This is a genomic window from Paenibacillus tianmuensis (assembly GCF_900100345.1).
Taxonomy (GTDB): domain Bacteria; phylum Bacillota; class Bacilli; order Paenibacillales; family NBRC-103111; genus Paenibacillus_G; species Paenibacillus_G tianmuensis.
Genome location: NZ_FMTT01000016.1, coordinates 14,897 through 39,929 on the forward strand (window position 1 = coordinate 14,897; position 25,033 = coordinate 39,929).

Below are 25,033 nucleotides of genomic sequence, written 5' to 3' on the forward strand. Positions count from 1 at the left end.
GGATATACATTGGTTTCCAAGAATTTAACAGTTGGAGGAGATAACGAAAATGACAGCATCGGCTTCCATTGATTTTTCTCAAGTCAACATCAAAGATGTCAATTTGCTCGATCCCTATTTATACAGCCATGGAGAGCCTCATGCGGTATGGGCCGCACTGCGCCATCAGGCGCCTGTTCATTGGCAGCAGGTCGATGACAAGTTGGGCTTCTGGTCGATTACGAAATATAGGGATGTTGTGCAGGTATTGAAGGATTATAAGACGTTTACCTCCGAACGGGGAAATTTGCTCAGTTTGCTTGGAAAGGATGATCCCTCAGGCGGCAAGCAAATGGCCGTGACAGATCCGCCACGCCATACCCAAATGAGACGTGCCATGCACCAATTCTTTACTCCTGACTCCATCCTCAAGCATGAAGATCAGATTCGCCAAGAAATCCGCAAGCTGGTTCTGCCAAGCTTAGAAGATGAGGGGATTGATTTTGCTCGTGCCGCGTTTGCTTTATCGATTTGTGTAGGCGGATGCATCCTGGAGCTGCCTCCGGAGGATTGGCCAACACTGACACGGCTAACCATCATGTCCGTTGCTCCTGAGGATGAGGAATTTAAATTGGCAGATGGCGATATCACAGCGACTTTGCAATTGGCACACAGGGAGTTGTTTGGTTACTTTCAAGATATGGTCAAGCAGCGCCGCCGTTCTCCGGGAGATGACCTGATTAGCGCATTGTTACAGCTGGAGATCGCTGGCGAGAAGATGGACATACCAACGGTCATTTCCAACTGCTACAGCATTTTGCTCGGAGCTACAGCTACGACTCCGCATGTCGCTAGCTCAACGGTACTGGAGCAGACGAAAATAAATGGGCTTGAGGAGCTTGCCGCACACCCTGAATCTATGGACAGCTTTGTCGAAGAGGCTTTTCGTTGGTCTTCTCCGGGCAGCCACTTTTTGAGATATGCCACGATTGATACGGAAATCCGGGGAGTGCCGATTAAAGAGGGAGATGCTGTTGCCGTCTGGGTAGGGTCGGCGAATCGCGATGAGGAGATTTTTGCAGATCCTTATACCTTCAATATGCAGCGGCATCCCAACCCTCATATTTCCTTTGGCACAGGTGTCCATCATTGCATCGGAAGCAGAATAGCCAAGCATACGATGACCTTTTTATTTGATGAGCTCACAACAAATTTTACTCATTTTGATGTGATTGGCCCTGTTGAATACCTAGGCTCTAATTTTATTTCAGGAATTAAGCATATGCCTGTACGCGGGTATCAACGCTAAAAGCAAAAAGTTTTATATACGATGAACTCTTGGAATGAACGTCTACTCGTTCCCAAGAAAAAATAACACCTGACAGGCGTTTCCCCCATTGATACGCGAACGAAGGAGAACGGCTTCAGGTGTTTTTCTCAGTTGCTTGGAAACGGCTAATTCTGTTTAACGTCATGCTGCAAACGATACTGCATCGGCGTGGTGCCGAGCTTTTTCTTAAATACGTAATGCAAATAGTTGGCGCTGGAGAAGCCGTTCTGAACCGCGATCTGATCGATGGTGAACTCGCTCTCGGCCAATTCCTTGCAGATTTGCGCGAGCCGCACATGCTCGATGTACTCGCTGAACGTGCCTCCCGTTTGCTCGCGAAAAATGCGCTGTAGCTGTCTCGGGCTGATCTGCACCCGCTCCGCTACCACCTCCAGTGTTAACGGGGCCATGTAGTTGTCTTTGATAAACTGGGCAGCAAGCTGGTAGCGGTAGTTTTTCATATCGCGGGACGGCAGGTCCCGCTGCGGCGTTTCGTCGTATGCCCGCGTCATCCGCAGCAGCACCTGAATGATCGATTGCTTGATCACCGTCAGGACACCCGGCTGATTTTCGTACCAGGCCCGGTAAGCCGTCTTAAAGCATTCCATCGCCTTGTATTTGTCGGCCATCGGCCGCGGAGGCAGCTGCTCCAAGCGGCGGATGCACGCTTCCGCCTCCGCCTGCTCCCACCGGGCTCCCCACGCCTCCGAATCTGCCGTCTCTTCCGCTTCCAGCTTCCGAATATCGATATGCAGACACAGCTCATCCATCGCCTCGAAGGCATCCGCCTCCTGATAATGCAGGAGACCGGGACCAGTCAAATACATCTGACCTTCCTGCAGCGAGTACGGCTCGCTGCCGAGAATGACCTTCCCTTTGCCCCGCGGGATAAAATGAAACTCGAAGTCCGAATGCTTATGAAAATGAACGATCCGGCCCGGAGCAAAGCTGGTATGGTGAAAGTTCAGCATGCGAATGCCGTAATGACCCCATTTGAACTCCACCTCCAGCCGGTCAAGCGCCGTCGGGTTTTCCAGCATCAGCTCGAACGGATACGGCCTCGCGCCGATTCGGGACTGACCGTTCATGGCTGCAAATCGTTAAGCCGGCAGACCGCCCCAGAGCGTGCGGACAAGTTCGAAGCTTCCATTAACCTCGTCAGGTCCAGCGCCAGCCCGATATTTTCCTCCGCCGTCGTCCCCTGCTGAATATGGGCTACCCACTGATGAAACGCCGACGGAAGACCGGCCGGAAGCTCCTGCACGCGCCATTCCTCCTCCGACGCCGCTCCGCCCTTCGCCGTGCGCACGAGCAAACGGTTGTCGTGCGTCGAATAGAGCAGGCTGCCTTCCGTACCGTGCACTTCGATCACGAACGGCGAATGCCGGTTGACGAAGCCCGCTTCCACAACGGCAAGCGCCGCGCTGGAATAACGCAGCACGGACACCGCATTGTCCTCGACTTCTCTGCCGGTGACGAAGCTGTAGTTGGCCGTTACGCTCTCCGGCATGCCGAGGAACAAGCGGGCCAAATACATCGGATGGCAGCCGAGATCGATCATCGCGCCGCCGCCGCATTGCTCGGCATGGTAGAAGTGCGCGGGCAGCCAGCCGTTCGCCGATTGGTCGTTCGGAATCGCGCCGTTATGAGACAGCCGCGTGCGGACGAGCGTCACTTCGCCGAGCAGTCCCCGGTTCAGCACGTCCTGTACGGCCAGCGTATAGCCTTCGTTCAATCGCGGAAGCGACACCGTTAATTTGACGCCGGCCTTGCGGATCGCCTCCATAATTTCGTTGCTTTCCTTCAACGTCGGCGCAACGACTTTTTCCGTAAAAATATGTTTGCCCGCCTGCGCCGCTGCCACCATCACATCTCGGTGCAGGTTGGTCGGCGTATCGACAATCACCGCGTCGATATCCGGCTGGGCGAGGAGCTCCTCCAGCTTGTCGTAAAACCGGACGCCCCGCGCTTCCGCTTCCCGGCGTCCGCGTTCCGGCAGCTCATCCCATACGGCCACAATTTCCGTGTCCGGATGCTCCTCCACCTGCTTCGCGTAATCGGCGGCATGCACATGCCAAAAGCTGAGCATCGCTACTCTGATCATCGTTCCCATCCTTTCTTCCGGCGCTTAGTCGAAGGTTACGGCTTTGCCCGTTTTCGCCGATTCGTAGATTGCTTCGAGAATTTCGGACACGACGCAAGCCTGCTCCGGCGTGACGACCGGCTGCTTGTCATGCAGGATGGCATCAATCCACAGACGCATTTCCGTATCCGGCGCGCTCTCGCTTTGACCGTCGTAGAAATCGACCCCGCCGCTGCCGAGCTGGATCTTGTTCATGTACAAGCGGCTCAGCTTCTCGCCGTTCAACCGGAGGCCCTCCTCCATATCCGCGCCGCCTTCCGTTCCGCACAAGGTGGTCTTCCCTTCCTTCGCATCGAGCGTATTGAGCGCCCAGCTCGATTCCAACATGATGGTCGCGCCATTCTTCATCACGATCATGCCGAAGGCCGAATCCTCCACCGTAAACTTTTTCGGGTCCCAAGGCCCCCAAGCATTGGCAGCGTTTTCTTTGCCGGACAATTTATGAAAAGCCGTTCCAAGCACAATCTTCGGTTCGTAGTTGTCCATCAGCCAGAGCGTCAGGTCGAGGGCATGCGTGCCGATATCGATCAGCGGTCCTCCGCCTTGCTTCTCCTCATCCAGGAAGACGCCCCAAGTCGGCACGGCGCGGCGACGAACGGCATGCGCTTTCGCATAGTAGATGTCGCCAAGCTCGCCTTCCTCGCAGATGCGTTTCAAATAAAGGCTGTCCTCCCGGAAACGGTTGTTGTAGCCGATCGTCAGCTTCTTGCCTGTCCGCTTGGCCGCCTCGACCATCCGGCGCGCATCGGCCGCCGTCTTGGCCATCGGCTTCTCGCACATCACATGCTTGCCGGCTTCCAGCGCCGCAATCGTGATCTCCGCATGGGAATCGTTCGGCGTACATACGTGGACGACATCGATCGACGCATCCTGCAGCAGCGCTTTATACTCTTCATAGACCTTCGCTTCCGCACTGCCGTACTTCGCTTTCGCTTCTTCGGCCCGATCGGAAATGATATCACAAAATGCGACAAGTTCAACTTGCTCCAAACGAGACAGACTCGGCAAATGCTTTCCGTTTGCAATACCGCCGCAACCGATAATGGCTATTTTGAGCTTCTTGGACACTTGATACGCCTCCTATTATTGTACGACATGCCTTCATAGTAGCACGATTGAAGCGGCGATGAAATTGCAATTTGGCGACAGGAAAAAGTAAGATATTACGACATCTCTAAAAATACGCTGCAACTAAGGCACAAGCGTTTGTTAGCGGGAAGCCTCCCGCAAAAACCGTCCGATCCGGCGGACCGCTTCCCGCAGCCGATCCTCTTCCTGAACAAGAGCGATGCGGACGTAGCCTTCGCCTTCTTTGCCGAACGCGTCGCCCGGAATAACGACGACTCCCGCGGAATACAGCATTTCCCGGGAAATCTGTCGAGACGTCCAGCCTTCCGGGATCGGCGCCCAGATGAACATCGTCGCCTTGCAGACTCCCTTCCGATGTCGGATAGCCGTACAGGCCCGGATCGTTCACCGCGCGCGTCAGCGCGTCCATGACACGGGCGGATGGCGGATGGTCCGGGCTCCCGATGCCCAGGTCGATTACATCGACGCCGCGCGCCGTCACTTCCCGCTTCCACGCCGCCACCTCAGAAAAAATGGCCGAACCCAGTTCGGCCAATCGTTTCGATTCCCATCGTTTCATTGATGCGCTACCTCGTTTTCCTTCCGAACGCCGATTCGAAATGTTGATTATCCATTCAGCCCCGTTACCTCGTGAACGTACCACATCATGCCGATTAAAAACGCCGCAAGCAGCGCATACGCCGTCCCGAACTTCCACCGCGCCGACGTAGGGACGTCATAGTACTTGTCATTTTCGTATAGTTGGTAATCGATCTGGCAGTGGATCATCAGATGCAGACCGTCTTCTTTCTGGAGATGCTCCACGCGGGTCACGTGTGTACGCTTGATGATTCCTTGATGCATCAGCGGCACCGTGCCTTGAAAATGAAGGCCTTCCCAGAAAACATTGACATACTGCTGCCCGTCCAAATCCGAGAACGTGACAAAGGGCAGTTCCCGCTTATGCTCCGGGCCGGGAATCAGATAGCCCTGCGCCAGCAGCGGCTCGGCCGCCACCAGAAAGCTCGCGTTGACGAACCGCTCCTCGCCCTGCTTGCGGTCCTTGACGAATTTTTTGTACAGGTCGTAGGCGAACATCGCCCAAATGATGAAGAACAAGATCGAGCGCAGGTAGATGATCACGACCAGCCCTCCGATCAGGCCAACCAGCCAAAGCCAGCGTGTCACCGCCGTCGCGATCCGCCCTCCGTCAAGCGGATGAATCGGCATCAGGTTGATCAGATTGAGGAAAAAGCCGACATAAGCGATGGAATAAAGCAGTTTACTATGCTGCGGGTCACCCAGCGCATAGGCTGCGCCGAATACGACTAAGGCGCCGACCGTTCCAAGAACGGGGCCCCCCAAAGCGACGTATGCTTCCGTCACCGCATCCCGGGGATGCCGCTTCATGTTGATCAGCGCGCCCAGGAACGGGATAAACACCGGGGCCGATACCGGCAGCCCTTTTTGCTTGGCGGCAATGACGTGGCCGAGCTCGTGGATGAGCAGCAGCAGTACAAAGCCGATCGCGAACTGCCACGGAAAAATAATTGCATAAGCACCGATGGTCACCGCCATCGAGATGATCGCTCCCCCGAATTTGCCGAGCTTTAGCAGCGGCAGCAGCGTTTTCAACTGCGTCAGAATGAAGGTTACGGCTGCGCCGATATACCAAAGCGGATTTTGTTTTTTCGGTTTAGGTCTTTGCTGCAACAAGATTCACACTCCTTAGTCAAACCTTACGATTCGTTCCCCCAATTTCCCTCGTACAGCTCCGGCTTAAAGCCGACCGTCACCTGCTTCCCGTCCGTCGCGACCGGTCGCTTGATCAGCTTGCCGTTCGATGCAAGCAGCTCCATTTTCTCCTCGTCGTTCAGCTGCGGCAGCTTGTCCTTGAGCTGCATTTCCTTATACACTTCGCCGGATACGTTAAACCACTTTTTGATGTCCAGCCCGCTTTGCGGGATTAGCGTCCGAAGCTCCTCCACGGTCGGCGGCTGCTCCATGATGTGGATTGCCTCCACTTCCCATCCGTGCTCTTTGAGCCACTTCAATGCGCTCCGGCAAGTGCTGCAAGCAGGGTATTGAAAAACTTTGATCGATTTGCTCTTGCTCATAATTTTCTCTCATCCTTATCCTATCCTAAAATGGTTAACTATGACATGAATTCATTATACCGAGGAATCGGCAGGTCCTGCAAATCGCCACAGGCCAGCCAATGGTTGAAAAAAAGCGGTGAAGCGCAGATAATGGAAAAGAGTCCCACAAAAGGAGCTTAGGCCATGATTTATGTTCTTAAACTCATTTACAGTTTCTTGACGCCTCCCGGCTGCTTCGTCCCGCTGCTGCTCCTGATCGGATGGTGGCTTTACGCCCGCGTCCGCCGCTCGGCCGGCGTCGTTCTGTTCGCCTCGGCTTTCCTCGTCTACTTGCTCTCGATCCCGCTTGTCGGCGAAACGGCCCTGCAATCGATTGAAAATCGTTATTCGCCGCCCGCGGTTCTTGAGGGCGACGTCTACGTCATGCTGACCGGCGGAGCGGTGTCGGGGACCCCGGACGTAAGCGGCACCGGCCACTTGAGCGGCAGCACGCTGCACCGGGTCGTCGCGGTGGCCGAGCTGTACGCCGCCAAGCCGCTGCCGGTCATCGTCTCCGGCGGGCAGGTGTATGCCGATACAGCCAACGAGGGCCAACTGGCCCGCAGCAAGCTTATCGCGCTGGGTGTCCCGGCCGATGCGATCCGGTTGGACGACCGGAGCCGCACGACTCAAGAGAACGCGCGATACGCGAAGCAGCTTCTGGACGAAAGCGGCTGTAAGCGGCCGATTCTGGTGACGTCGGCTTTTCATATGCCGCGCTCGGTGAAGCATTTTGTCGCTCAGCACATTCAGGTCGTTCCGTATCCGGTCGATTACAAGATCAGCCGCGCCACAGGCTGGACGGGGAGACTATGGATTCCGACCTCAGCGGCCATGGACGATCTGAGCCTCGCGCTGAAAGAGTATTTGGGACAACTCCAGTAACGGACGACACCAAAAAACAAAAATCCGCTCGTTCCCCTGATCGTATCTTGCAATACGCGGGAACGGCGGATTTTTTATGCTTCGTGCGCGCCTTCCGACTGCGCTAATTGCTTGATGCAGCACTCCATATCCGCCGGCAGCGGCGCGTGAAATTCCATCCGCCGGCGCGTGACGGGATGCGTCAGCCCGAGCGTGCAGGCGTGCAGCGCTTGACGCTCCAGCCCGTAGTCCGCTGCGGGCGAAGCGGCTTGACAGACGCTTGACGCTGCCTGCGGCTGCGTTGCGCTGCGGTCGGCGACGGGGATTCCCTCGGATAATGGCGCCGAAGCCCCATCCCACTGCTGCGAACCGTCGGCTTCCGGGATACGTCCCTCCGCGGCCGCTTTATCCACCTCGTCCGCCGTGCCGCCCGGACCGTACATCTTATCGCCGAGCAGCGGGTGGCCGAGATGCCGCATATGCACGCGAATCTGGTGCGTCCGCCCCGTCTCCAGCCACAAGCGCACGAGCGTCGCTTCGCGAAACCTCCGCTCCACGCGGTAATGCGTGACCGCCGGATAGCCGGTTGGTGTGACGATTCGGACATGCGGCGCAAGCGGGTTGCGGTCGATCGGCGCGTCGACCGTGCCTTCATCGCTGCTGATCACGCCGTGAACGAGCGCGACATATTCCTTTTTTAGCCCGTGCGCCTGCATTTCCTCCGAAATTTGCTGGTGCACATAAGGATTTTTGGCGACGGCCAGCACCCCGGACGTCTCCTGATCGAGCCGATGCACGGGGCGGAAGCGGAAGCTTTCGCCCTTTTCCCGCCAGTAATGAACGACGCCGTTCGCCAGCGTATCCGTGTAATGTCCGTGCGTCGGATGCACGATCATCCCGGCCTCCTTGTTCAGCACCAACAGCTCGTCGTCCTCATACAAAATGTCGATCGGAAGCGGCTGCGGCAAAATATCGTCCGACACTTCCATCTCCATCCGCGCGGCGACCCGGTCTCCGGCGCGTACCTTCACATCGATATATTTGCGTTCCCCGTTGACTGTAATGCCTTGCTCCGTCAGCTTCAGCCGCGAGAGGAGCTTGCGGGAAACGCCCATTCGTTTTTGCAAAATCGTCCTCAGCACCATGCCGTCGTCTTCTGTCGGGACGATATATTCCAGCGGTTTATAATAGCTCATGACTTGCGTCTGAACACCTCGGCGCTCCGAATATATTCCACGTCGCCGTTTCCGGCCCGAAGATTGGACACACGGGCGATCGTAAAGAACAAGTCCGACAGCCGGTTCAAATAACGGCGAACCTCTTCGTTGATCGGCTGCGTGCGCGCAAGCGTGACGACCCGGCGTTCGGCGCGGCGGCATACCGTCCGGCATACGTGAAGCGCCGACGACGCCTGACTCCCGCCCGGAAGGATAAAGCGCTGGATGTCTGGCGTCTCCGCATCGTATTTGTCGATCCACGCCTCCAGTTGGTCCACCATCTCGGCCGTCACCTTATACGGCCGCAGCTCCTGCTTCAGCAGCGCCAGATCGGAGCCGCAGTCGAACGTCTCATGCTGGATTTGCAGCAGATCGGCGAGCAGATCCGCATCGCGTTCCGCATCCAGAAACCCCATCGCCTGGCCAATAAAGCAATTCAGCTCGTCAACCGTACCATACGCCTCGACGCGGACGTCGTCCTTGTCTACGCGGCCTCCGATCACCCCGGTTTTTCCGGCATCGCCCGTTCTCGTATAAATTTTCACCGCAATCCCTCCCGACCTTTATTCCACCCTATCATCTCATACAAACGCTCCATATCCAAGTGCTCCCGTACATGAGCCGCGAGCCGGTCGAAGGCCGCCTCCCGGCGTTCCTGAAAGCGCAGCTCCGCCGGCAGCGGCTCCAGTCCTTTCGCTGCGCGAATCCGGTTCAACCAAGCGCGGCGGAAATCGTCGTTATGCAAAATGCCATGCACATACGTGCCCCACAGCCGCCCGTCCGAACAAACCGCGCCGTCCAGCGACGAACCGGATTCGGTCGATCCGGTATCGGGATGCGATAACTCGAACGGGTGGTCGACGGGCCGCAAGAATGAAGTGACGCCCATATGAATCTCATAGCCCTGGATTTCAAATGTTTGCCCGGGATCAGCATATAGCTGTGTCATACCTGCGGCTCTTACGGTCCGTTTCTCCGCGGCAAATACGGTTTGCGTCGGGAATAAGCCGAGTCCGTCGAGCACCGGCCGATCCGATTCGACCGCATTCGGATCGAGCAGCTTTTCCCCCAGCATCTGATACCCCGCGCAGATCCCCGTCACCCATCCACCGCTTTTGGCAAAATCGAGCAGCTTCCGGTCAAGACCACAATCGCGAAGATACAAGAGATCGTCGACCGTATTTTTGCTGCCCGGCACGATAACCGCATCCGGGGAACCGAACGTCTCCGCCTTATCCACGAAACGAAGCCGGACATCGCGCTCGTATTCCAGCGGATCAATATCCGTAAAGTTGGACAGGCGCGGCAGCCGGATGACGGCGATATCAAGCATGTCTTCGGACAGCGCCAAATCCGTGCGGCCCAGAGCGCCCTCCGCTATCTTCCGTTCGAGCGACGCCGAATCCTCATCCTCCAGCCCAAGCTGCGGCAAATAAGGAATAACGCCCAGCACCGGCTTGCCCGTCCGCTTCTCCAGCCATTCGATCCCCGGCGTAAGCAGCGTAACGTCTCCCCGGAACTTGTTGATGATAAAGCCCTTCACCCGGTCGCGTTCCTCCGGAGACAAAATGTCCAGCGTCCCAACGAGGGAAGCGAACACGCCTCCGCGGTCGATATCCGCGACAAGCAGTACCGGGGCGTCCGCCCATCCGGCCAGCCGCATGTTGACGATATCCCGGTCTTTCAGATTGACCTCGGCCGGGCTGCCCGCCCCTTCGATCACGACCGCGTCATAGGCTTGCCGCAGGCGGACGAGCGCTTCCTTCACGACCGCTTCGGCTTCCGGCAAATATTTTTCCCGGTAAGTCCGCGCATCCAAATCACGGTAAGGCTTGCCGTGGACGACCACTTGCGACACCATATCCTTTTTGGGCTTGAGCAGAATCGGGTTCATGTCCGTCGTGGCCGGAACCCGGCAGGCGTCCGCCTGCATCCCCTGCGCCCGGCCGATTTCTTTGCCGTCCGGCGTCACGTAGGAGTTGAGCGACATGTTTTGCGATTTGAACGGCGCCACACGCAAGCCGTCCTGCAGCAGGATGCGGCACAATGCCGTCGTCAGCAAGCTTTTGCCGACATCGGAGGCGGTTCCCTGCAGCATGAAGGTCGGAGCGAGCTTCAGCGATGCGAAATCGGCTGGAAGCGAAGGCGGACAGGCATTGGACACGGACCTGCCGCTGCTCTGCGAGCGTTCCGGCCTCTTGGCCGCCGCGACTTCTTCACCCGTCGTCGCGCGCTCTCGCGCCTCAAGCAGGTCGGCAATCGACTGCCTAAGGCCGTCCAGCAGCGCTTCGTTCTGCTCCCTCAGCTTGACCGCCACCCGGCAGTACGTTTCGTCCAGCCCGGGAAAGAGCGAAGCGTCCCGGATCAAAATGCCCCGCCGCCCCATCGCCGCTTGCAGTGATCGCACGTCGAGTCCCAGCGACCGCAACGAAAACAGTACAAAATTCACATCGCTCTCGAACACGGTCAGGCCGAGCGATTGCAGCCCGGCGCGCAAGCGCTCCTTCTCTTCCTTCACCCACTTCAGCGTCCGGCGCGCGAACTCCCGCTCCTCCAGAACGGCTGAGCCGATCCACTGGGATAAAACATTCACGCTCCATGGCACCTGCAGCCGTTTCATCTCGCGGATTTGCTGCGGATGCGCTACTACGTACCCGAGACGAAGTCCGGGAATCGAATAAAACTTCGTCATCGAGCGGATGACGGTCAAGTGAGGATTTTGCGCCGCAGCGCGGGCCAGCGTAAGCTCCTCCTCCCGCGGGCAAAAATCCAGAAACGCCTCATCGACGATAGCCGGAATCTGTCCGTCCGCCAGCGCTTGCACCACGTCATCTGGTAGCAGACGCCCGGTCGGATTGTTCGGATGACCCAGAAACAGCAGATCGCACCGGCCGGTAGCCGCCTGCACATCGGCCAGATGAAGCGCAAAGCCGTTCGCTTCATCGAGCGGGATGTCGACGATACGCCCCCCGATTTTCTCCACAGCTTCCTCGTATTCGGCAAAAGACGGACGAACCAGTCCCGTCACCCGGGGACGGCGCACCCGGACGGCCAAATCGATCAGCTCCGCCGCCCCGTTGCCGACGAGCACGCATTCGGCCGGAACGCCGTGCTTGGCCGCCAGCTTGCCGGTCAGCTCCCGCACCGCCGGGTCCGGGTAATGGACGACCTCCCGCCACTGCTCGGCCAAAATGCGTCCTACCGCCTCAGGCGGCCCGAGCGGGTTCATATTCGAGCTAAAATCGACAAACCGCTCCCGCGGCCTGCCGAATGCTTCCGCGGCCGTCCACAAATCGCCGCCGTGTCCGTATCGTTCCAGCATTGCAACCTCTCCTATCCCTTAATCAACACAAGCACGAGCAGCAGAGCCGCTTCAAGCAATTCATTCATCGCGCCGTACGTATCACCCGTCAGTCCGCCTAATTTCCGGTGAATCGAAACGCTCATCAGAACCCCTGCTCCCATCGTCACGGCGAGCAGAATGACGATTATCCCTACCATATGCCAAAACGGCAGCGAAAGCCCTCCGAACGCCTCTCCCGCCGCGACAACACATAGCGACAGCAGCAGCGCTACCAGTCCCGAGCCCACGGCATGCCCGGCTCCGACACCGCGAAAAAAGCCGCCCATTCCGCTCCCCGCCTGCCGCGCATACGGCCAGCAGGCTATCGCTACGACCATGTACCAGCGGCTCCACAACGGAACCAGCGCCAAGAGGAGCCACAAATTCCACTGGCTGCCGGTTACCGCAGCAGGCAGCAGTTCCGTCAGCAGCGACCATTTCAGCAGCAGCACCAGCACGGCGGCGATGACGCCCATCGCGCCAACCCGGCTGTCCTTCATGATTTCCAGCATTCTCTCCCGCGAACGGTGACTCAGGATGCCGTCGGCCGTATCCATCAGCCCGTCGAGATGCAGCGCCCCGGTGAGCAGCACCCAGATCCCAAGCAGCAGAGCGGCTGTCGGCAACGGTGGCAGCACGCTGGTTAGCAGCAGACCGGCTGCCGCTGTGATCAGCCCCAGCACCAGACCGACGAGCGGATAAAAAACGACGCTCCGCCGAAACAAAGCGTCGTTATAGTCCAGCTTCACCGGTACGGGCAATCGGCTTAAAAATTGAAACGCAGCCGCGCAGGCTTCGCCCCAAAGCCGCATCAAACGAATAAAAGCGCGCACAGCAATCCCCCCGCAATGACGTAACTGACGCCGTACAGCATGCGCACGGTCCGCTTAATATCTTCCCGGGTGCGCTCCCGCAGCGGCCAACCCATCCGGGCCCGCTCGCTTGTCCGGCCGTGATATACGTTCACGCCCCCAAGCTCGATGCCAAGCGCTCCGGCCACCGCCGACTCCGGAATCCCGCTGTTCGGACTCGGGTGCAGCCGGGCAAACTTCAGGACGGCTTTTGCCGCGCGAACGGCAGCCAGTCCGGGACTTGCAAGCGCAACCAAGACAAGCAGCCCTCCGGTCAGCCGCGCCGGAATCCAGTTGAGCACATCGTCGAACCGGGCCGAGGCCCAGCCGAAGTGCAGGTACTTCTCATTTTTATAACCGACCATCGAGTCCAGCGTATTCGCCGCGCGATACAGCATCGCCAGCGGAGCTCCGCCGAGCAACGCAAAGAAGATCGGCGACACGACACCGTCCACGATATTTTCAGCCACCGTCTCCACGGTCGCCCGCGTAATCTCCGGCTCGTCCAGCCGCGTCGTATCCCGTCCGACGATGTAGCCGACATATTTACGCGCTTCATCCAGACGCCCTTCGACCAATGGACGGTAAACCGCCATTGCCGCATCCTTCAGTCCTTTGATGGCGATCGTGGTCGAAATGAACCATGTGTTCACCGCGTAGCCGAGCCACGGATGCACCTGCGACGCGGCCCAGACGATGAAATACATCGCGCCGAACGCCATGCCTACCGTCGATACGGTAAGCACAATGCCTCGCCAGCGTACGGCCCATTTGCCGTGGACACCCGCCGACTGCGCCTCGTCCGGCCACAGCCGCCTTTCCACGGCGGAAATCCACCGCCCGATCCAGATGACGGGATGTGTCAGCCAGCGCCAGGCCGGATCGCCGAGCACCCAATCGATGACGATGGCGGCCAGCACCATGATTAGCGTTTCACTCATACTGTGCGCGGGTGTATCTCTTTGTTCGCTCCGCTTGACTTCGTCAAAAGTCGCTCTCAAAGAGATACACCTCCTCCCTATAAAAGACTAAAAGCTTGACGCGCCGCCTTGCAGGGCGCTATTTTTCATGCGCTGACGGCGGCGGGCAGGGAGCCGGGCACGATTCTTGGTTCGCTCCGTTGACTTCGTCAAAAGTCGCTCCCAAGAAAGCACACCCGCTCGCCCCCAAACCCCTCTTCCACGGAAGAGGGGATATAAACGCAAGGCTACAGTTTAAAAGCCATGCTCTTGAGTTCAAGAGGAATACCGGAGGCGACAAGGAAAACCTGGTCCGCCTCGCGGGCAAGACGTTGGTTCATCCGGCCGGATAAATCGCGGAACAGGCGGCCGAGCTTGTATTCCGGTACTAGCCCAGCTCCGACTTCGTTCGTCACAAGAACAGTCGGTTGTTTCACCGTCGCGAAGACGGAGGCGAGGCTGTCGATCTTCGCTTCGAGCTGCGCTTCCGCATCCGGCTCCTGTTCCAGCCGCAGCAGCCAGTTCGATAGCCAGAGCGTCAGGCAATCGACGAGCACGACCGGCGCTGACGAACGTTCGAGCAGTTCCGCCAAGGCGAAGGGCTCCTCGGCCGTCGTCCAGCGGAAGCCGCGCTCGCTGCGCGATTGGCGGTGCAGGGCGATGCGCCGCCGCATTTCGTCGTCATACGCTTGCGCGGTTGCGACGTATAGGCCCTCATGGCCCAGCACCGCCGCGTACCGCTCGGCGAACCCGCTTTTGCCGCTGCGCGCCCCTCCGGTGACAAGCACTTTCATCGGCGCGTTTCCTTCCCGTTGACCGGCGTTCATACGCCTGCCCGTTCCGATGCGCCTGAAATACCGGCATCCTCGAAGGTCGCCATCTCCTTCATAATGCGGACCGCCGCTTCGATCATTGGGAAAGCCAGCACCGCGCCGGTGCCTTCACCCAGCCGCATATCCATCCGAAGCATCGGCGTCAAGCCGATCTCCGTGAGCAGGCGCTCATGGCCCTGCTCCTGCGAAAGATGCGATGCGACCATATACGACGCGCTGAGCGGCGCCAGCTTTGCCGCGACCAAGGCGGCGGCCGACGAGATGAAACCGTCGATGACGACGGGGATGCGGCTCTGCGCCGCACCAAGAATAAGGCCGACCAATCCGGCGATCTCAAGGCCGCCTACTTTGGCGAGCGCATCCAGCGGATCAGAAGCGTCCGGCCGGTTCGTTTCAATCGCCCGGCGAATGACCACCTGCTTGTGCAGCAGCCGCTCGTCGTCGATTCCGGTTCCGCGTCCTGCCGCAGCGGCGGGGTCGGTTGCTCCGAGCACGGCCAACAGCGCCGAGCTGGCCGTCGTATTCCCGATGCCCATCTCGCCGGTAGCGAGCAGCCGATAGCCTTCGCCCGCCAGCTCCTGGGCCAATTCCACGCCGACCATGATCGCGGCTTCCGCTTCCGCTCGCGTCATCGCCGGTCCTTTCGCCATGTTGGCCGTGCCCATGCGAATCTTGCGCGAACGCAGCAGCGGATGCGACAGCTCGGCGTTGACACCGATGTCCACGCAGACGACATCCGCCCCGGCCTGCCTAGCCAGCACATTGACGGCCGCCCCGCCGTTCAGGAAATTGAGCACCATCTGCGGCGTCACCTCGGCCGGAAAAGCGCTAACCCCTTCCTCGCACACACCATGATCTCCCGCCATCACGACGACGGCTTTTCGCGTCAGCTCCGGCATCACCTCGCCGCGAATGCCTGCGAGCTGCTTCGCGATTTCCTCCAGCCGACCTAGGCTGCCGGGTGGCTTAGTCAATTGGTCCAGTCTGCGGACCGCCTCTTCCATGATCCCCGCATCAAGCGGCTGAATGTCCGATAGCACTTGTTGTAACCGGCTTTGATCCGACACGGTCATTCCCCTTTTCCGAGCAAAATTTGCGGCACTCCGCTGTCCGGGTGCCGAAGCACGTACGGACGCGTGCCGTATACGTTCTCCAAAAGATCGGCGCGCAGCACTTCCTCCGGCGTGCCGATTCCGGCTACTTCACCGTTATAAAGCAGCATAAGCCGATCGCAATACTGCGCGGCCAAGTTCAAATCGTGCAGTACCGAGATGACGGTCATCCCGCATTCCTGCTGCCATTGACGGACCTTATCCATCAGTTCCACCTGGTATCCGATATCCAGAAAGGTTGTCGGTTCGTCCAGCAGCAGCAGCTTCGGCTCCTGCGCCATCGCTTTGCCCAGCGCCACCCGCTGCCGCTCGCCGCCGCTCAGCCCGTCGACCGTACGTTCCTCCAAAGGTCTGAGCTTCAGCCAATCGAGAATTTGCTCGATTAAAGCTGCCGAATCCCCGAGCTCGTCCCCTAACCAGTTTTGGTACGGGTAACGGCCCATCTCGACGATTTCGCGCACCGTGAACCCGAGCGGCGGCAGCGCATCCTGATGCAGCACGGCGAGCTGCCGGGCCAGCTCTTTGCGGGAGACGGCTTCCACCGGACGGCCGTCCAGCCTCACCGTTCCGGCGTCGGCACGCTCAGCGCCGGATATCATATGCAGCAGCGTCGACTTTCCGCTGCCGTTTGGGCCGAGAATGCCGAACCATTCGCCCGGCTCTACCGAGAAGCCGATCTGTCGAAGCACCGGCCTGCCGCCGAACGCTTTGGCCGCCTGCTCCACTTCCACCCGTATCACCCGCTTCGCTCCCCCTTTTTCCTGAAGTCCGATACATGAGGAGCGCCGTATGAACGGACTTCCTCCGGTCGTTGTCCGCAGCAGCTATCTTGAACGACGCTCCGCTTCCACCAAAACCATTCCCAACCGCGCGCCCGCATGATTGACCCCGACTTCAGACGCAGCGGCTCCGGCATTATCCTTCCCGAATCGCCCGCTTCCGCCGCCGCAGCAAATAAGCGAAGAAGGGCGCTCCCATAAAAGCCGTGACGACGCCGAGCGGAAGTTCCGTCGGGCTGAGCAGCGTTCGCGCAAGCGTATCCGCCAACACGATATAGATCGCGCCTCCGATGAGCGACAGCGGCAGCAGCAGACGATAGTCCGGACCAACCAGTAAACGCAGCAGATGCGGCACGAGCAAGCCGACAAAAGCGATGACGCCGGACACGGATACCGCAGCGGCCGTAATCAAAGTGGAAGTGATCAAGACGACAAGCTTCGTCCGTTCCACGTGAACGCCCAAGTGGGCCGCCTGCCGCTCGCCGAGAGCAAACAGATTCATGGCCCGCCCGAATCCGAGCAATATCGCCGCTCCGACGGCCAGATAAGGAAGCAGTACAAGCGAATAAGTCCATCCGCGCAGCGCCAGGCTGCCCATCATCCAAAATACGATTTCATTAATGACCTGCTTGGACATCGAGACCATCAGCGAAACGAACGAGCCGAGAAACGCCTGCATCACGACGCCGGACAAAATGACCGTTTCTATCCGCAGCTTACCTTCCGTCCGAGCCAGCAGCAGCACCGCGCTCAGCGCAAGCATCCCGGTCGCAAACGCGACAACCGGCACGCTCCATTCCCCGAGCAGCGAAAACTGCAGCCCGAACAAAATCAGGAAGGAAGCCCCTACGGATGCCCCCGACGAAACGCCGAGCGTGTACGGATCGGCAAGCGGGTTGCGCAGCACGCCTTGAAATGCCGCGCCCGCCAGCCCGAGCGCTGCGCCGACCAGCAGTCCGAGCACCACCCTGGGCAGCCGCACCTTCCATATAATTTGCTCCGACGCCACGCTCCAAGTCTCGGGGATGCGCTCGCCAGGCCATGGAAGCTGATGCAGGAGGATCCCCCACACGTGCCCGAACGGCACGCGAACCGAACCGACGGACAGGGCAGCCGTCGCGGACAGCAGAAGCAGGACGATAGCGCCTCCGCCCCATATCCACAGCTTGCGCTTCATTTTATTTCACCAAATCCGGATAAATCCCTTTGGCGATCTCCACGAGTCCGGCCGTAATGCGCGGTCCCGGACGGCTGATCAAATCTTTGTCGACACCGGCCAGCTTGCCCGACCGGACCGCTTCGATTTTGTCCCAGCCGCTGCGTTCACGGATCAACTGGTCCATCGGCTTTTTCAACTTGTCGTCAGTAATGCCATTGGGGTAAATGATCACCTGCGGATTATCCGCAATGACCTTCTCTTCGCTGATTCGAACATAACCCTTCTCGCCGCCGGCTACATTGATCCCGCCGGACAACGCGATCAATTCGTCGATAAATTCGCCTTTGCCGACCGTCCAGCCCGGGGAAAACTCGATGAATACCTTTTTCTTCTGCTCCGGCTTCAAATCCTTCACGGCATCGACGACCTTCTGACGGTCGGCTTTCATCGAATCCACGAGTTTTTGCGCTTGCTCCTGACGGTCGAAGATTTGCCCCATCGTCAGCAGATTGTTCATCACGTCGTCCATCGTTTTCGGTTCGACCTTGAACATGTTGATCTTCAGCTCGCGCAGCTTGTCGACCACCTGCGGCTTCATCGACACCCCGGTCATGACCAGATCCGTATTGGCCCCGATCAGCGCTTCCTCATTCGGCTTGACGATGCTGCCCATCTTCGGCTTCGACTTCGCCTCCGCAGGGTAATCGCAAAAGTCCGATACGCCGACCACCTTATCTCCGAGACCCAGGGCGAAGAGCGCTTCCGTTTCGCTCGGCGAGGTGGACGCGATTCGCTCCGGCGCCTTCTCAAACACGAATTCCTTGCCCGTAGCATCCTTGACCTTCAAAGGATACGACGTTCGTTTGGCCGACGCTGCCGCTCCATCCTGCTTCGTGCCGTCGGCCTTCGGCGGATTGGCAAGCTCTCCCTGCCCCGGCGTCTTCGTCGCGCTTCCGCAGCCGGCCAGCGATGCGGCCAACGCCAAGCTCAAGATCGCAGCTAACCATCGTTTGCGTAGAACCTTTGTTGTAAGTTTAGCTTTCATCTTCCAAAACTCCTCTGGATATATGGTATATTTTGTTTCTGCCTAAAACGAAAAAGGCCCCTCACCCCGGGAACATCTCCAGGGCGAAGAGCACAGGCGGACCGCCGCCCCGCGAATCCGCCTGTCCAAAGACGGCGCTCCGCTGGCCGGCTGCCCGATTCCGCTCCTTTTCCTCGAAGGACGCTTCGCTTGCCGTTCAGGCAGGTTTCCTGGCTTACAGGCTTCCTTCCGGAGCTCTCCCCCTTCCCGCTTTGCATCAAGCAGTGGCTTCCCGGAGAGCATTCGCCCGTTCACAGTGGCGGGACCGCGCCGGAGTCGCACCGGCTTCCCTTTTAACTTGCAAGCTTCCATCCGCCCGCAAGCACCCGAACCGCTATTCGATTATTCGTCCGCTGCGGATTTCCATGGGCTTTTTCCCCACATCAGCATCGCCCGAACGGCTACTTCTGCGCAATAATTTTTAACATTTGCTTTGCTTTCTCCAAGTCCGGAGCGCTCTGCAGAATGAACGCAAACAGCTCTTTGCCGTTCAATTGAAGCTCCTTGAACCAAAGGGACTTCTCCATCGGGATGCCGTACAGATGCTTCTCCTTCTTGTCGCCTACGGGAATTTCCATGATGCCTTCGGCAAAATCCTCCGGCTTCGCCAAGTCGTCGAGCGACACGTATCCGCCCTGCTGCGCCATACCCTTGAACTGCTCCGCCGGTATAATCAACACCCCGTGCCCTCCGGCGGCAATTTCGACCATCATTTTCTCGAGCGAAAACAGCGGCGACGTCACGACTTGAACGGTGGGCGTCTGTCCGATTTTGCTCTGCAGCGACGCTTGAAGCTTTTCCCCGATTTCCGTCGGAATGCCGCTCTTCCCCATTAAAAACACCGTCACGTCTGCCTTCGGTCCTCCGCAGCCCGCAAGCACGAAGATCAGCAGCAAACCGAGAAGCCATCTCCTTCTCATCGTCCCTTTGTCTCCCCCTCTAACCGTGCCGCTGGAAGCTCGTCTCCGCGGCTCTCTATCCTTGTATCTTACCATAGTCGGAGCTGCGCTTTCAAAGCTTTTTCGACAAAGCAAAAAAGGACCGCTCAACGACGGTCCCCTTTGGGGCGATACATATATTCATTGATTTTGATATCCAACTGCATGCTGATTTCGACAACTTGGGGAGACGTTAGGCTGTTCCCGTTCTGTACAAGCTGTTCCAGCTGACGCCGGAGCTTGTAGATGTCATCTTCCAGCGAAACGGCGGATGAGGCCTGTTTTCTTTTTCCAAAAGTCCACTTGGCCTTGTGCTCGCTGTCGCGAATCCAGCCGACGTTCAGATAATGCCGAAGCTGATATTCCGGAAAAGCCATCCCCCATCCCTCCCACTGGTTCGTCGTCATCAGACCTAAGTTGACAAGTTTTATGATTAAGTCATAAGACATAAAACTTTCATACCTATAAGATACCAGTTTTTGGGGGATTTGAAAATGATTTATTTTGACGAAATTACAACTTTTTTATGAAATTTCCAATCCTGTCGATTGCTTCAGTCAATTGATTGACCGATGTCGCATACGAGCAGCGGATAAAGCCCTCTCCGCCGAGGCCGAATACATGTCCCGGCACCGCTGCGACCTTGGCCTCAAACAGCAGCTGCTGGGCGAATTCCTCCGAGCTCAGTCCCGTGGACTCAATGGAAGGGAAGGCGTAAAACGCGCCCTGAGGCTCATGGCACGGCAGGCCGATCTCCCGAAAGCCATGGACGACTAAACGTCTCCGCTGGTTGTAGGACTCGACCATCTTGTCCTTCTCCTCCATCCCATTCGTGAGCGCTTCGAGCGCAGCCACCTGCGCCATGGACGGAGCGCACATCACGGTATACTGATGGATTTTCAGCATCGCCGAAATGAGGTCCTGATGCCCGCAAGCATACCCCATCCGCCATCCGGTCATGGCGAACGCCTTGGAGAAGCCGCTCACGAGAATCGTGCGGTCCCGCATGCCCGGCATCGACGCGAAGCTGACATGCTTTTGCTCGTAGGTCAGCTCGGCATAGATTTCGTCGGAAATGACGACCAAGTCGTTCTCTTCCACAATTTTCACGATCGGCAGCCAGTCCTCGTACGTCATGATACCGCCGGTCGGGTTGCTCGGGTAACACAAGATGAGCACCTTCGAGCGGGGCGTAATGACCGCTTTCAGTGCTTCCGGCTTCAGCTTGAACTGGTCCTTGGCGAATGTTTCGATTCCGACGGGAACGCCGCCGCTGATCCGCGCGATCGGACTGTAAGAAATGTAAGTCGGTTCCGGAATGAGAATTTCGTCTCCCGGGGCGATCAAAGCGCGCAGCGCAAGATCGATGGCCTCGCTGCCTCCGACCGTCACCATGACTTCGTCCGACGGCTCGTAGAGCAGTTGGAACGATTCGTACAAATACTCCGCGATCGCCTCGCGCAGCTCGAGCAGGCCGGCGTTAGGCGTATATTTCGTATTGCCGCGCTCTAACGAATAAACGCACGATTCCCGGACATGCCAAGGCGTACGAAAATCAGGCTCCCCGACGCCAAGAGAAATAATATCCTTGCTCCCGCTTACCAAGTCAAAAAACTTGCGAATCCCCGAAGGCGGTATTTCCTGCACGAGCGGCGCCAAATACCCGCGCATTGACTTGACCTGCTGTACCTGTTTTGACTCAATCATGCTTTTCAGCGTCCTTTACGGCGAGATTAAAAGACGGCGGTCATCCTCATGATCTTCAAAGACGATTCCGTCTTGTTTGTATTTTTTAAGAATAAAATGCGTTTTGGTCGAAAGCACCCGGTCGATCGGAGACAGCTTGTTGGAAACGAACGACGCCACTTCCTTCAGCGTCTTCCCTTCGATTTCCACCAGCAGATCGTAGGCCCCCGACATCAAATAAACCGATTTGACTTCCGGATATAAGTAAATGCGCTCGGCAATCGCATCGAAGCCCCGCCCTCGCTCTGGCGTAATCTGCACTTCAATCAGGGCGGTGACCTTCTCATCGTCCACCTTGGCCCAGTTGACGACCGTCGCATATTTGACGATAATGTTCGCTTCCTCCAGCTCGCGGATGGCTTCCGCTACTTCGGCTTCGGACGCCCCCAACATAGTCGCAATCAGAGCCGGCGTACGTCTCGCGTCTTCCTTCAGCAGATCGATGATTTTCATTTTGAATTGTTCCAATGACAACGCCCTCCTACTAGTTATACGAAGCAAACGGCCTCACCCGGCGAATCGACCGTGAGCCGGAAAGCCTGCGGGGTCGCAGCCTCGTAACGAGTGCCTGAACCAATGGCTTATTACTCCATATTACACCCGTCAACCACGCTTTGGCAAAGTAAAATTATGCAGGCTCGCCTTTGGGCGGCCAACGGGAACAGACTTCATCATCCACAGCAAAAAACCTCCGAACGCTCGGAGGTCGATAACGGCTTATGGGCAGCCCGTATCAGCAGGGACTCGGTACCGGGGAAACGGCCAGCAGTTTGCACATATAAGCTTCAATTTCCCGCCGTTCATAGCCGGGCCTGATTTTGCATTCAAACGCTTGCTGTCCGATGTCGTCGCTTACCAGCCGCCCGAGGCCGATCAGCACTCCTTGGTCGTAGGCCGCGATGACAGGGCCTCCGTCGCATAAAGCTTCGTAAGCCAGCGGCCGGCGCTCGCCGGTCCGTTCGGACACGGAGTCGATCAACTGCTGAAACTGCGCTTCGCCCGGAAGCTCGTTATGCAGCGCGATTTTCATCCTTGGTTCCCTCTCTTCCATACTGCTTTTCGTTGTCGAGATTGATCTCTATTGATTATTATACATTTAATTGAATATTTATTCAACACGCCTCGTACAGTTTACAAATAAAATAAGCTTGCCCATATCGGACAAGCCTGCCGTTCTTTAAAAAATGACCATGCTCAAATAGCGCTCCCCGGTATCCGGAGCAATGCACAGCACGCGCTTTCCGCGGCCGAGCTTGCGGGCGATTTGAAGTCCCGTCCATACCGACGCTCCGGCGGACGGGCCGACCAGAATGCCTTCGAGACGCGCCAGGTCCCGCGTCGTTTGCAACGCATCCTCGTCGGATACCTGCACAATTTCGTCATAGACGCCGGTGTTCAAAATTTTTGGCACGAAACCAGGGCTGGTACCCACAAGCTTGTGCGGTCCCGGCTCGCCGCCCGACAAAACCGGAGAGCCTTGCGGCTCGACGACGTAGATTTGCACTCCCGGAAGCTTCTCGCGAAGCACTTCGCCCGTGCCTGTAATCGTACCGCCCGTTCCGGCCGTCGCGACGAACGCATCCAGCCGCCCCTCCATCTGCTCGATGATTTCCAGCGCCGTCGTCGTCCGGTGAATGTCCGGATTCGCCTGATTCTCAAACTGCTGCGGGATAAAGCTGTTCGGAATTTGCGCCTGCAGCTCCACCGCCTTGCGGATCGCGCCGGGCATCCGCTGCTCGGCGGGCGTCAAGACAACCTCCGCTCCGTATGCTTTCAGCAGATTGATCCGCTCTTTCGTCATATTGTCCGGCATAACCAGAATCGCCTTATAGCCCTTGGCCGCGGCGTTCATCGCCAGGCCGATCCCGGTATTGCCGCTGGTCGGCTCGATAATCGTCGCGCCCGGGCCGATCAGGCCGTCCTTCTCCGCCTGCACGATCAGATTGAACGCCGCACGGTCCTTGACGCTTCCGCTCGGGTTGAAATATTCCAGCTTCACATACAGCTCCGCATCGTTTTCCTGAACGAGCCTGCGGATGCGCACAGCCGGTGTATCGCCGATCAGTTCCGTAATGCTGTTCACCATTTTTCCGGTAGTCCTCTTCATGCTGCCTGCCGCTCCCTTCCCTATCCCTCTTATTTTATCGGGAAGGTATGGTTTTAGCAAGCTAACGGGAGTTCACGCCACCTCGGCCTTGCGCATCCAATACCATACGGCGAGCGGCGAGCTGCCGATGCCAAGCAGCAGCCAGTTCATGGCGGCGGCCGACTGCGTAAACGATACGACGGCAATAAACACAGCGGTGCCGAATAATCTGCCCGTATTCAGCGCCAGCTCCCGCATGACGATATACTCCTCCCGCTTCTTCACACTCTCCTCCTCCCGCCCGATGAGATCGAAGACGATGGAGGTCATGGGAATGCTGTACAGCGGGTAAAACACGGCCGCGCCCACCCCGAACAGCAGCAGCGTAAAAAAATTGACTTTCCAAAAAAACGGTAAAATAACAAGCACCAGCATCACCGCGCCGAGCAGCATCGCTTTACCCCGAAATCGGGGCTTGAGCAGCTTGCCCGCCACCAAAAAACTAAGCAGCGCTACCGCAGAAGTGATAAGCGAGAAATTGCCCAGCGACATTTCGCTCCCCGTATGAACATACACCAGCAGCCCGATCATGAAGCCGAATACGCCCTCCCGCACGCCTTGGGCCGCAAGCGCAAGCCCGACCTTGCGCCAAGCCGTATCCTGATATCTTAAGCACCGCCAGGCCAGAAACCATTCGTAGGTCCCGGACATTTTGCGCTTTTTCAGGAAAAAGCTGAAAATCACCCCGACCACAAACACAATCAGCGACAAGGTAAAAATGAGCCGGTAGCCCGTCGCCGCTTGCATCCGGACGATCAAATAACCGGAAATCCAAGGCGCGATCATCCCGGCGCCCGATCCGAGCAGGCCCGCCCAGCCGTTGAACCGGTCGCGGTCGTTCGGACCCGTCACCTCGAAGTAGACGACGTTGAACGCAAGCCAGAACAAGCCCGATGACAGGCCTTGAACGGCTCCGAGCAGCACGAAATAGTCTGCCGCTCTCCCTCCGAACCACAGCACCAGCATGTAAAAGACAGCCGCAGCCGCAACCCCCGTGCGCAAGCAGTTCATTTTGTTATGCTCTTTGACCCATTTGCCAGCAATCCAGAACGTTAGCGCCATCGTCAAATGATGAATGAGCGTAAACCATCCGATAACCGTAAAATCATGCTTCGCTTTCCATAGATACACATTGACGAATGTGCCGGACAGGGCGTTGGCCGTGGCAAACAAGCCGCTCACCGTCAGCAGAAGCCGGGATTGCCCTGACAACGGGCCGCCCTTTTTCTTCTTCGGCTCTCCGCCGGCCGGGTCTGCCTGCTCCACGTCACGCCAGCTGTGCTCCCCCGCACGATCCTTGCCTCGCACCCAATCGTGCGGAAAATGTTTAGCTCCGGAATGCAT

The 25,033-nt window shown here is 57.9% G+C and carries 24 protein-coding genes, 1 pseudogene and 1 riboswitch; of the genes and pseudogenes, 2 read left to right on the forward strand and 23 right to left on the reverse strand.

Features of this window, described 5'->3' with window-relative positions; genetic code table 11:
• The first annotated feature begins 49 nt into the window (after positions 1 to 49).
• Positions 50 to 1,288, forward strand: a complete 1,239-nt coding sequence (locus BLO51_RS12395) for a cytochrome P450 (RefSeq protein ID WP_090671870.1) — start codon at positions 50 to 52, stop codon at positions 1,286 to 1,288.
• 146 nt (positions 1,289 to 1,434) lie between these two features.
• Here the strand turns inward: BLO51_RS12395 and BLO51_RS12400 are convergent, their stop codons facing one another.
• From BLO51_RS12400 to BLO51_RS12425, 6 genes and pseudogenes are all read right to left on the reverse strand, one after another.
• The gene (locus BLO51_RS12400; RefSeq protein ID WP_090671873.1) at positions 1,435 to 2,397 is read right to left on the reverse strand and encodes an AraC family transcriptional regulator; all 963 of its coding nucleotides are present in this window, start codon (positions 2,395 to 2,397) and stop codon (positions 1,435 to 1,437) included.
• The gene (locus tag BLO51_RS12405; RefSeq protein ID WP_090672119.1) at positions 2,394 to 3,413 is read right to left on the reverse strand and encodes a Gfo/Idh/MocA family protein; all 1,020 of its coding nucleotides are present in this window, start codon (positions 3,411 to 3,413) and stop codon (positions 2,394 to 2,396) included. The genes BLO51_RS12400 and BLO51_RS12405 overlap by 4 nt, the downstream gene beginning before the upstream one ends.
• A gap of 24 nt (positions 3,414 to 3,437) precedes the next feature.
• Positions 3,438 to 4,520, reverse strand: coding sequence for a Gfo/Idh/MocA family protein (locus BLO51_RS12410; RefSeq protein WP_090671876.1), 1,083 nt, complete (start codon positions 4,518 to 4,520; stop codon positions 3,438 to 3,440).
• A gap of 141 nt (positions 4,521 to 4,661) precedes the next feature.
• A pseudogene (locus BLO51_RS30295) lies at positions 4,662 to 4,880 on the reverse strand (LL-diaminopimelate aminotransferase); the annotation flags it as partial.
• Between the two features lie 267 nt (positions 4,881 to 5,147).
• Entirely contained in the window at positions 5,148 to 6,233 is a 1,086-nt protein-coding gene (locus BLO51_RS12420) for a site-2 protease family protein (protein WP_090672121.1), read from the reverse strand.
• 26 nt (positions 6,234 to 6,259) lie between these two features.
• A complete protein-coding gene (locus BLO51_RS12425) occupies positions 6,260 to 6,637 on the reverse strand; it encodes an arsenate reductase family protein (RefSeq protein WP_090671878.1) in 378 nt (125 codons plus the stop codon).
• A gap of 165 nt (positions 6,638 to 6,802) precedes the next feature.
• On the opposite strand from BLO51_RS12425, the gene BLO51_RS12430 reads away from it, so the two are divergent.
• Entirely contained in the window at positions 6,803 to 7,543 is a 741-nt protein-coding gene (locus BLO51_RS12430) for a YdcF family protein (protein WP_090671881.1), read from the forward strand.
• 74 nt (positions 7,544 to 7,617) lie between these two features.
• On the opposite strand, the gene BLO51_RS12435 is transcribed toward BLO51_RS12430, so the two are convergent.
• From BLO51_RS12435 to BLO51_RS12520, 17 genes are all read right to left on the reverse strand, one after another.
• Positions 7,618 to 8,718, reverse strand: a complete 1,101-nt coding sequence (locus tag BLO51_RS12435) for an RluA family pseudouridine synthase (protein WP_090671883.1) — start codon at positions 8,716 to 8,718, stop codon at positions 7,618 to 7,620.
• A complete protein-coding gene (locus BLO51_RS12440; RefSeq protein ID WP_090671886.1) occupies positions 8,715 to 9,284 on the reverse strand; it encodes a cob(I)yrinic acid a,c-diamide adenosyltransferase in 570 nt (189 codons plus the stop codon). Before BLO51_RS12440 ends, BLO51_RS12435 begins: the two co-directional genes overlap by 4 nt.
• Positions 9,281 to 12,061 (reverse strand): cobyric acid synthase, encoded by a 2,781-nt coding sequence (locus tag BLO51_RS12445; RefSeq protein ID WP_090671889.1) that lies wholly within the window; start codon positions 12,059 to 12,061, stop codon positions 9,281 to 9,283. The genes BLO51_RS12440 and BLO51_RS12445 overlap by 4 nt, the downstream gene beginning before the upstream one ends.
• 11 nt (positions 12,062 to 12,072) lie before the next feature.
• Positions 12,073 to 12,915 (reverse strand): adenosylcobinamide-GDP ribazoletransferase, encoded by an 843-nt coding sequence (cobS, locus tag BLO51_RS12450; RefSeq protein WP_245719643.1) that lies wholly within the window; start codon positions 12,913 to 12,915, stop codon positions 12,073 to 12,075.
• On the reverse strand, positions 12,894 to 13,874 hold the full coding sequence (gene cbiB / locus BLO51_RS12455) for an adenosylcobinamide-phosphate synthase CbiB (protein ID WP_090672125.1): 981 nt from the start codon (positions 13,872 to 13,874) through the stop codon (positions 12,894 to 12,896). Before cbiB ends, cobS begins: the two co-directional genes overlap by 22 nt.
• Before the next feature lie 266 nt (positions 13,875 to 14,140).
• Positions 14,141 to 14,686: a bifunctional adenosylcobinamide kinase/adenosylcobinamide-phosphate guanylyltransferase gene (cobU, locus tag BLO51_RS12460; RefSeq protein WP_090672131.1), complete on the reverse strand. Its 546-nt coding sequence runs from the start codon at positions 14,684 to 14,686 to the stop codon at positions 14,141 to 14,143.
• Between the two features lie 29 nt (positions 14,687 to 14,715).
• Entirely contained in the window at positions 14,716 to 15,798 is a 1,083-nt protein-coding gene (gene cobT, locus BLO51_RS12465; RefSeq protein ID WP_090671892.1) for a nicotinate-nucleotide--dimethylbenzimidazole phosphoribosyltransferase, read from the reverse strand.
• Positions 15,795 to 16,577 (reverse strand): ABC transporter ATP-binding protein, encoded by a 783-nt coding sequence (locus BLO51_RS12470; RefSeq protein WP_090671896.1) that lies wholly within the window; start codon positions 16,575 to 16,577, stop codon positions 15,795 to 15,797. The genes cobT and BLO51_RS12470 overlap by 4 nt, the downstream gene beginning before the upstream one ends.
• A gap of 175 nt (positions 16,578 to 16,752) precedes the next feature.
• On the reverse strand, positions 16,753 to 17,793 hold the full coding sequence (locus tag BLO51_RS12480) for a FecCD family ABC transporter permease (RefSeq protein ID WP_090671901.1): 1,041 nt from the start codon (positions 17,791 to 17,793) through the stop codon (positions 16,753 to 16,755).
• 1 nt (position 17,794) lies between these two features.
• On the reverse strand, positions 17,795 to 18,820 hold the full coding sequence (locus BLO51_RS12485) for an ABC transporter substrate-binding protein (RefSeq protein ID WP_090671904.1): 1,026 nt from the start codon (positions 18,818 to 18,820) through the stop codon (positions 17,795 to 17,797).
• 182 nt (positions 18,821 to 19,002) lie between these two features.
• A riboswitch (cobalamin riboswitch) is annotated at positions 19,003 to 19,204 on the reverse strand.
• A 56-nt stretch (positions 19,205 to 19,260) separates the two neighbouring features.
• Positions 19,261 to 19,779 (reverse strand): hypothetical protein, encoded by a 519-nt coding sequence (locus BLO51_RS12490; protein ID WP_090671907.1) that lies wholly within the window; start codon positions 19,777 to 19,779, stop codon positions 19,261 to 19,263.
• 125 nt (positions 19,780 to 19,904) lie between these two features.
• Positions 19,905 to 20,174 carry an aspartyl-phosphate phosphatase Spo0E family protein gene (locus BLO51_RS12495; RefSeq protein ID WP_090671910.1) on the reverse strand — a complete coding sequence of 90 codons (270 nt, stop codon included), beginning with the start codon at positions 20,172 to 20,174 and terminating at the stop codon, positions 19,905 to 19,907.
• A 136-nt stretch (positions 20,175 to 20,310) separates the two neighbouring features.
• Positions 20,311 to 21,504 (reverse strand): aminotransferase class I/II-fold pyridoxal phosphate-dependent enzyme, encoded by a 1,194-nt coding sequence (locus tag BLO51_RS12500; RefSeq protein ID WP_090671913.1) that lies wholly within the window; start codon positions 21,502 to 21,504, stop codon positions 20,311 to 20,313.
• A gap of 15 nt (positions 21,505 to 21,519) precedes the next feature.
• Positions 21,520 to 21,996 (reverse strand): Lrp/AsnC family transcriptional regulator, encoded by a 477-nt coding sequence (locus BLO51_RS12505; protein WP_174551243.1) that lies wholly within the window; start codon positions 21,994 to 21,996, stop codon positions 21,520 to 21,522.
• A 280-nt stretch (positions 21,997 to 22,276) separates the two neighbouring features.
• Positions 22,277 to 22,573 (reverse strand): hypothetical protein, encoded by a 297-nt coding sequence (locus BLO51_RS12510; protein WP_090671919.1) that lies wholly within the window; start codon positions 22,571 to 22,573, stop codon positions 22,277 to 22,279.
• A gap of 147 nt (positions 22,574 to 22,720) precedes the next feature.
• Positions 22,721 to 23,650 carry a cysteine synthase A gene (gene cysK / locus BLO51_RS12515; RefSeq protein ID WP_090671922.1) on the reverse strand — a complete coding sequence of 310 codons (930 nt, stop codon included), beginning with the start codon at positions 23,648 to 23,650 and terminating at the stop codon, positions 22,721 to 22,723.
• Positions 23,651 to 23,722: 72 nt separating this feature from the next.
• Positions 23,723 to 25,033, reverse strand: coding sequence for an MFS transporter (locus BLO51_RS12520; protein WP_174551240.1), 1,311 nt, complete (start codon positions 25,031 to 25,033; stop codon positions 23,723 to 23,725).

Excerpts from the sequence above, each read along its gene's own strand:
- BLO51_RS12395 (WP_090671870.1), top strand. The coding sequence starts at position 50 with ATGACAGCATCGGCTTCCATTGATTTTTCTCAAGTCAACATCAAAGAT.
- BLO51_RS12400 (WP_090671873.1), bottom strand. The coding sequence starts at position 2,397 with ATGAACGGTCAGTCCCGAATCGGCGCGAGGCCGTATCCGTTCGAGCTG.
- BLO51_RS12405 (WP_090672119.1), bottom strand. The coding sequence starts at position 3,413 with ATGATCAGAGTAGCGATGCTCAGCTTTTGGCATGTGCATGCCGCCGAT.
- BLO51_RS12425 (WP_090671878.1), bottom strand. The coding sequence starts at position 6,637 with ATGAGCAAGAGCAAATCGATCAAAGTTTTTCAATACCCTGCTTGCAGC.
- BLO51_RS12430 (WP_090671881.1), top strand. The coding sequence starts at position 6,803 with ATGATTTATGTTCTTAAACTCATTTACAGTTTCTTGACGCCTCCCGGC.
- BLO51_RS12435 (WP_090671883.1), bottom strand. The coding sequence starts at position 8,718 with ATGAGCTATTATAAACCGCTGGAATATATCGTCCCGACAGAAGACGAC.
- BLO51_RS12445 (WP_090671889.1), bottom strand. The coding sequence starts at position 12,061 with ATGCTGGAACGATACGGACACGGCGGCGATTTGTGGACGGCCGCGGAA.
- cbiB (WP_090672125.1), bottom strand. The coding sequence starts at position 13,874 with ATGAGTGAAACGCTAATCATGGTGCTGGCCGCCATCGTCATCGATTGG.
- cobU (WP_090672131.1), bottom strand. The coding sequence starts at position 14,686 with ATGAAAGTGCTTGTCACCGGAGGGGCGCGCAGCGGCAAAAGCGGGTTC.
- cobT (WP_090671892.1), bottom strand. The coding sequence starts at position 15,798 with ATGACCGTGTCGGATCAAAGCCGGTTACAACAAGTGCTATCGGACATT.
- BLO51_RS12480 (WP_090671901.1), bottom strand. The coding sequence starts at position 17,793 with ATGAAGCGCAAGCTGTGGATATGGGGCGGAGGCGCTATCGTCCTGCTT.
- BLO51_RS12485 (WP_090671904.1), bottom strand. The coding sequence starts at position 18,820 with ATGAAAGCTAAACTTACAACAAAGGTTCTACGCAAACGATGGTTAGCT.
- BLO51_RS12490 (WP_090671907.1), bottom strand. The coding sequence starts at position 19,779 with ATGAGAAGGAGATGGCTTCTCGGTTTGCTGCTGATCTTCGTGCTTGCG.
- BLO51_RS12495 (WP_090671910.1), bottom strand. The coding sequence starts at position 20,174 with ATGGCTTTTCCGGAATATCAGCTTCGGCATTATCTGAACGTCGGCTGG.
- BLO51_RS12500 (WP_090671913.1), bottom strand. The coding sequence starts at position 21,504 with ATGATTGAGTCAAAACAGGTACAGCAGGTCAAGTCAATGCGCGGGTAT.
- BLO51_RS12505 (WP_174551243.1), bottom strand. The coding sequence starts at position 21,996 with ATGAAAATCATCGATCTGCTGAAGGAAGACGCGAGACGTACGCCGGCT.
- BLO51_RS12510 (WP_090671919.1), bottom strand. The coding sequence starts at position 22,573 with ATGAAAATCGCGCTGCATAACGAGCTTCCGGGCGAAGCGCAGTTTCAG.
- cysK (WP_090671922.1), bottom strand. The coding sequence starts at position 23,650 with ATGAAGAGGACTACCGGAAAAATGGTGAACAGCATTACGGAACTGATC.
- BLO51_RS12520 (WP_174551240.1), bottom strand. The coding sequence starts at position 25,033 with ATGCATTCCGGAGCTAAACATTTTCCGCACGATTGGGTGCGAGGCAAG.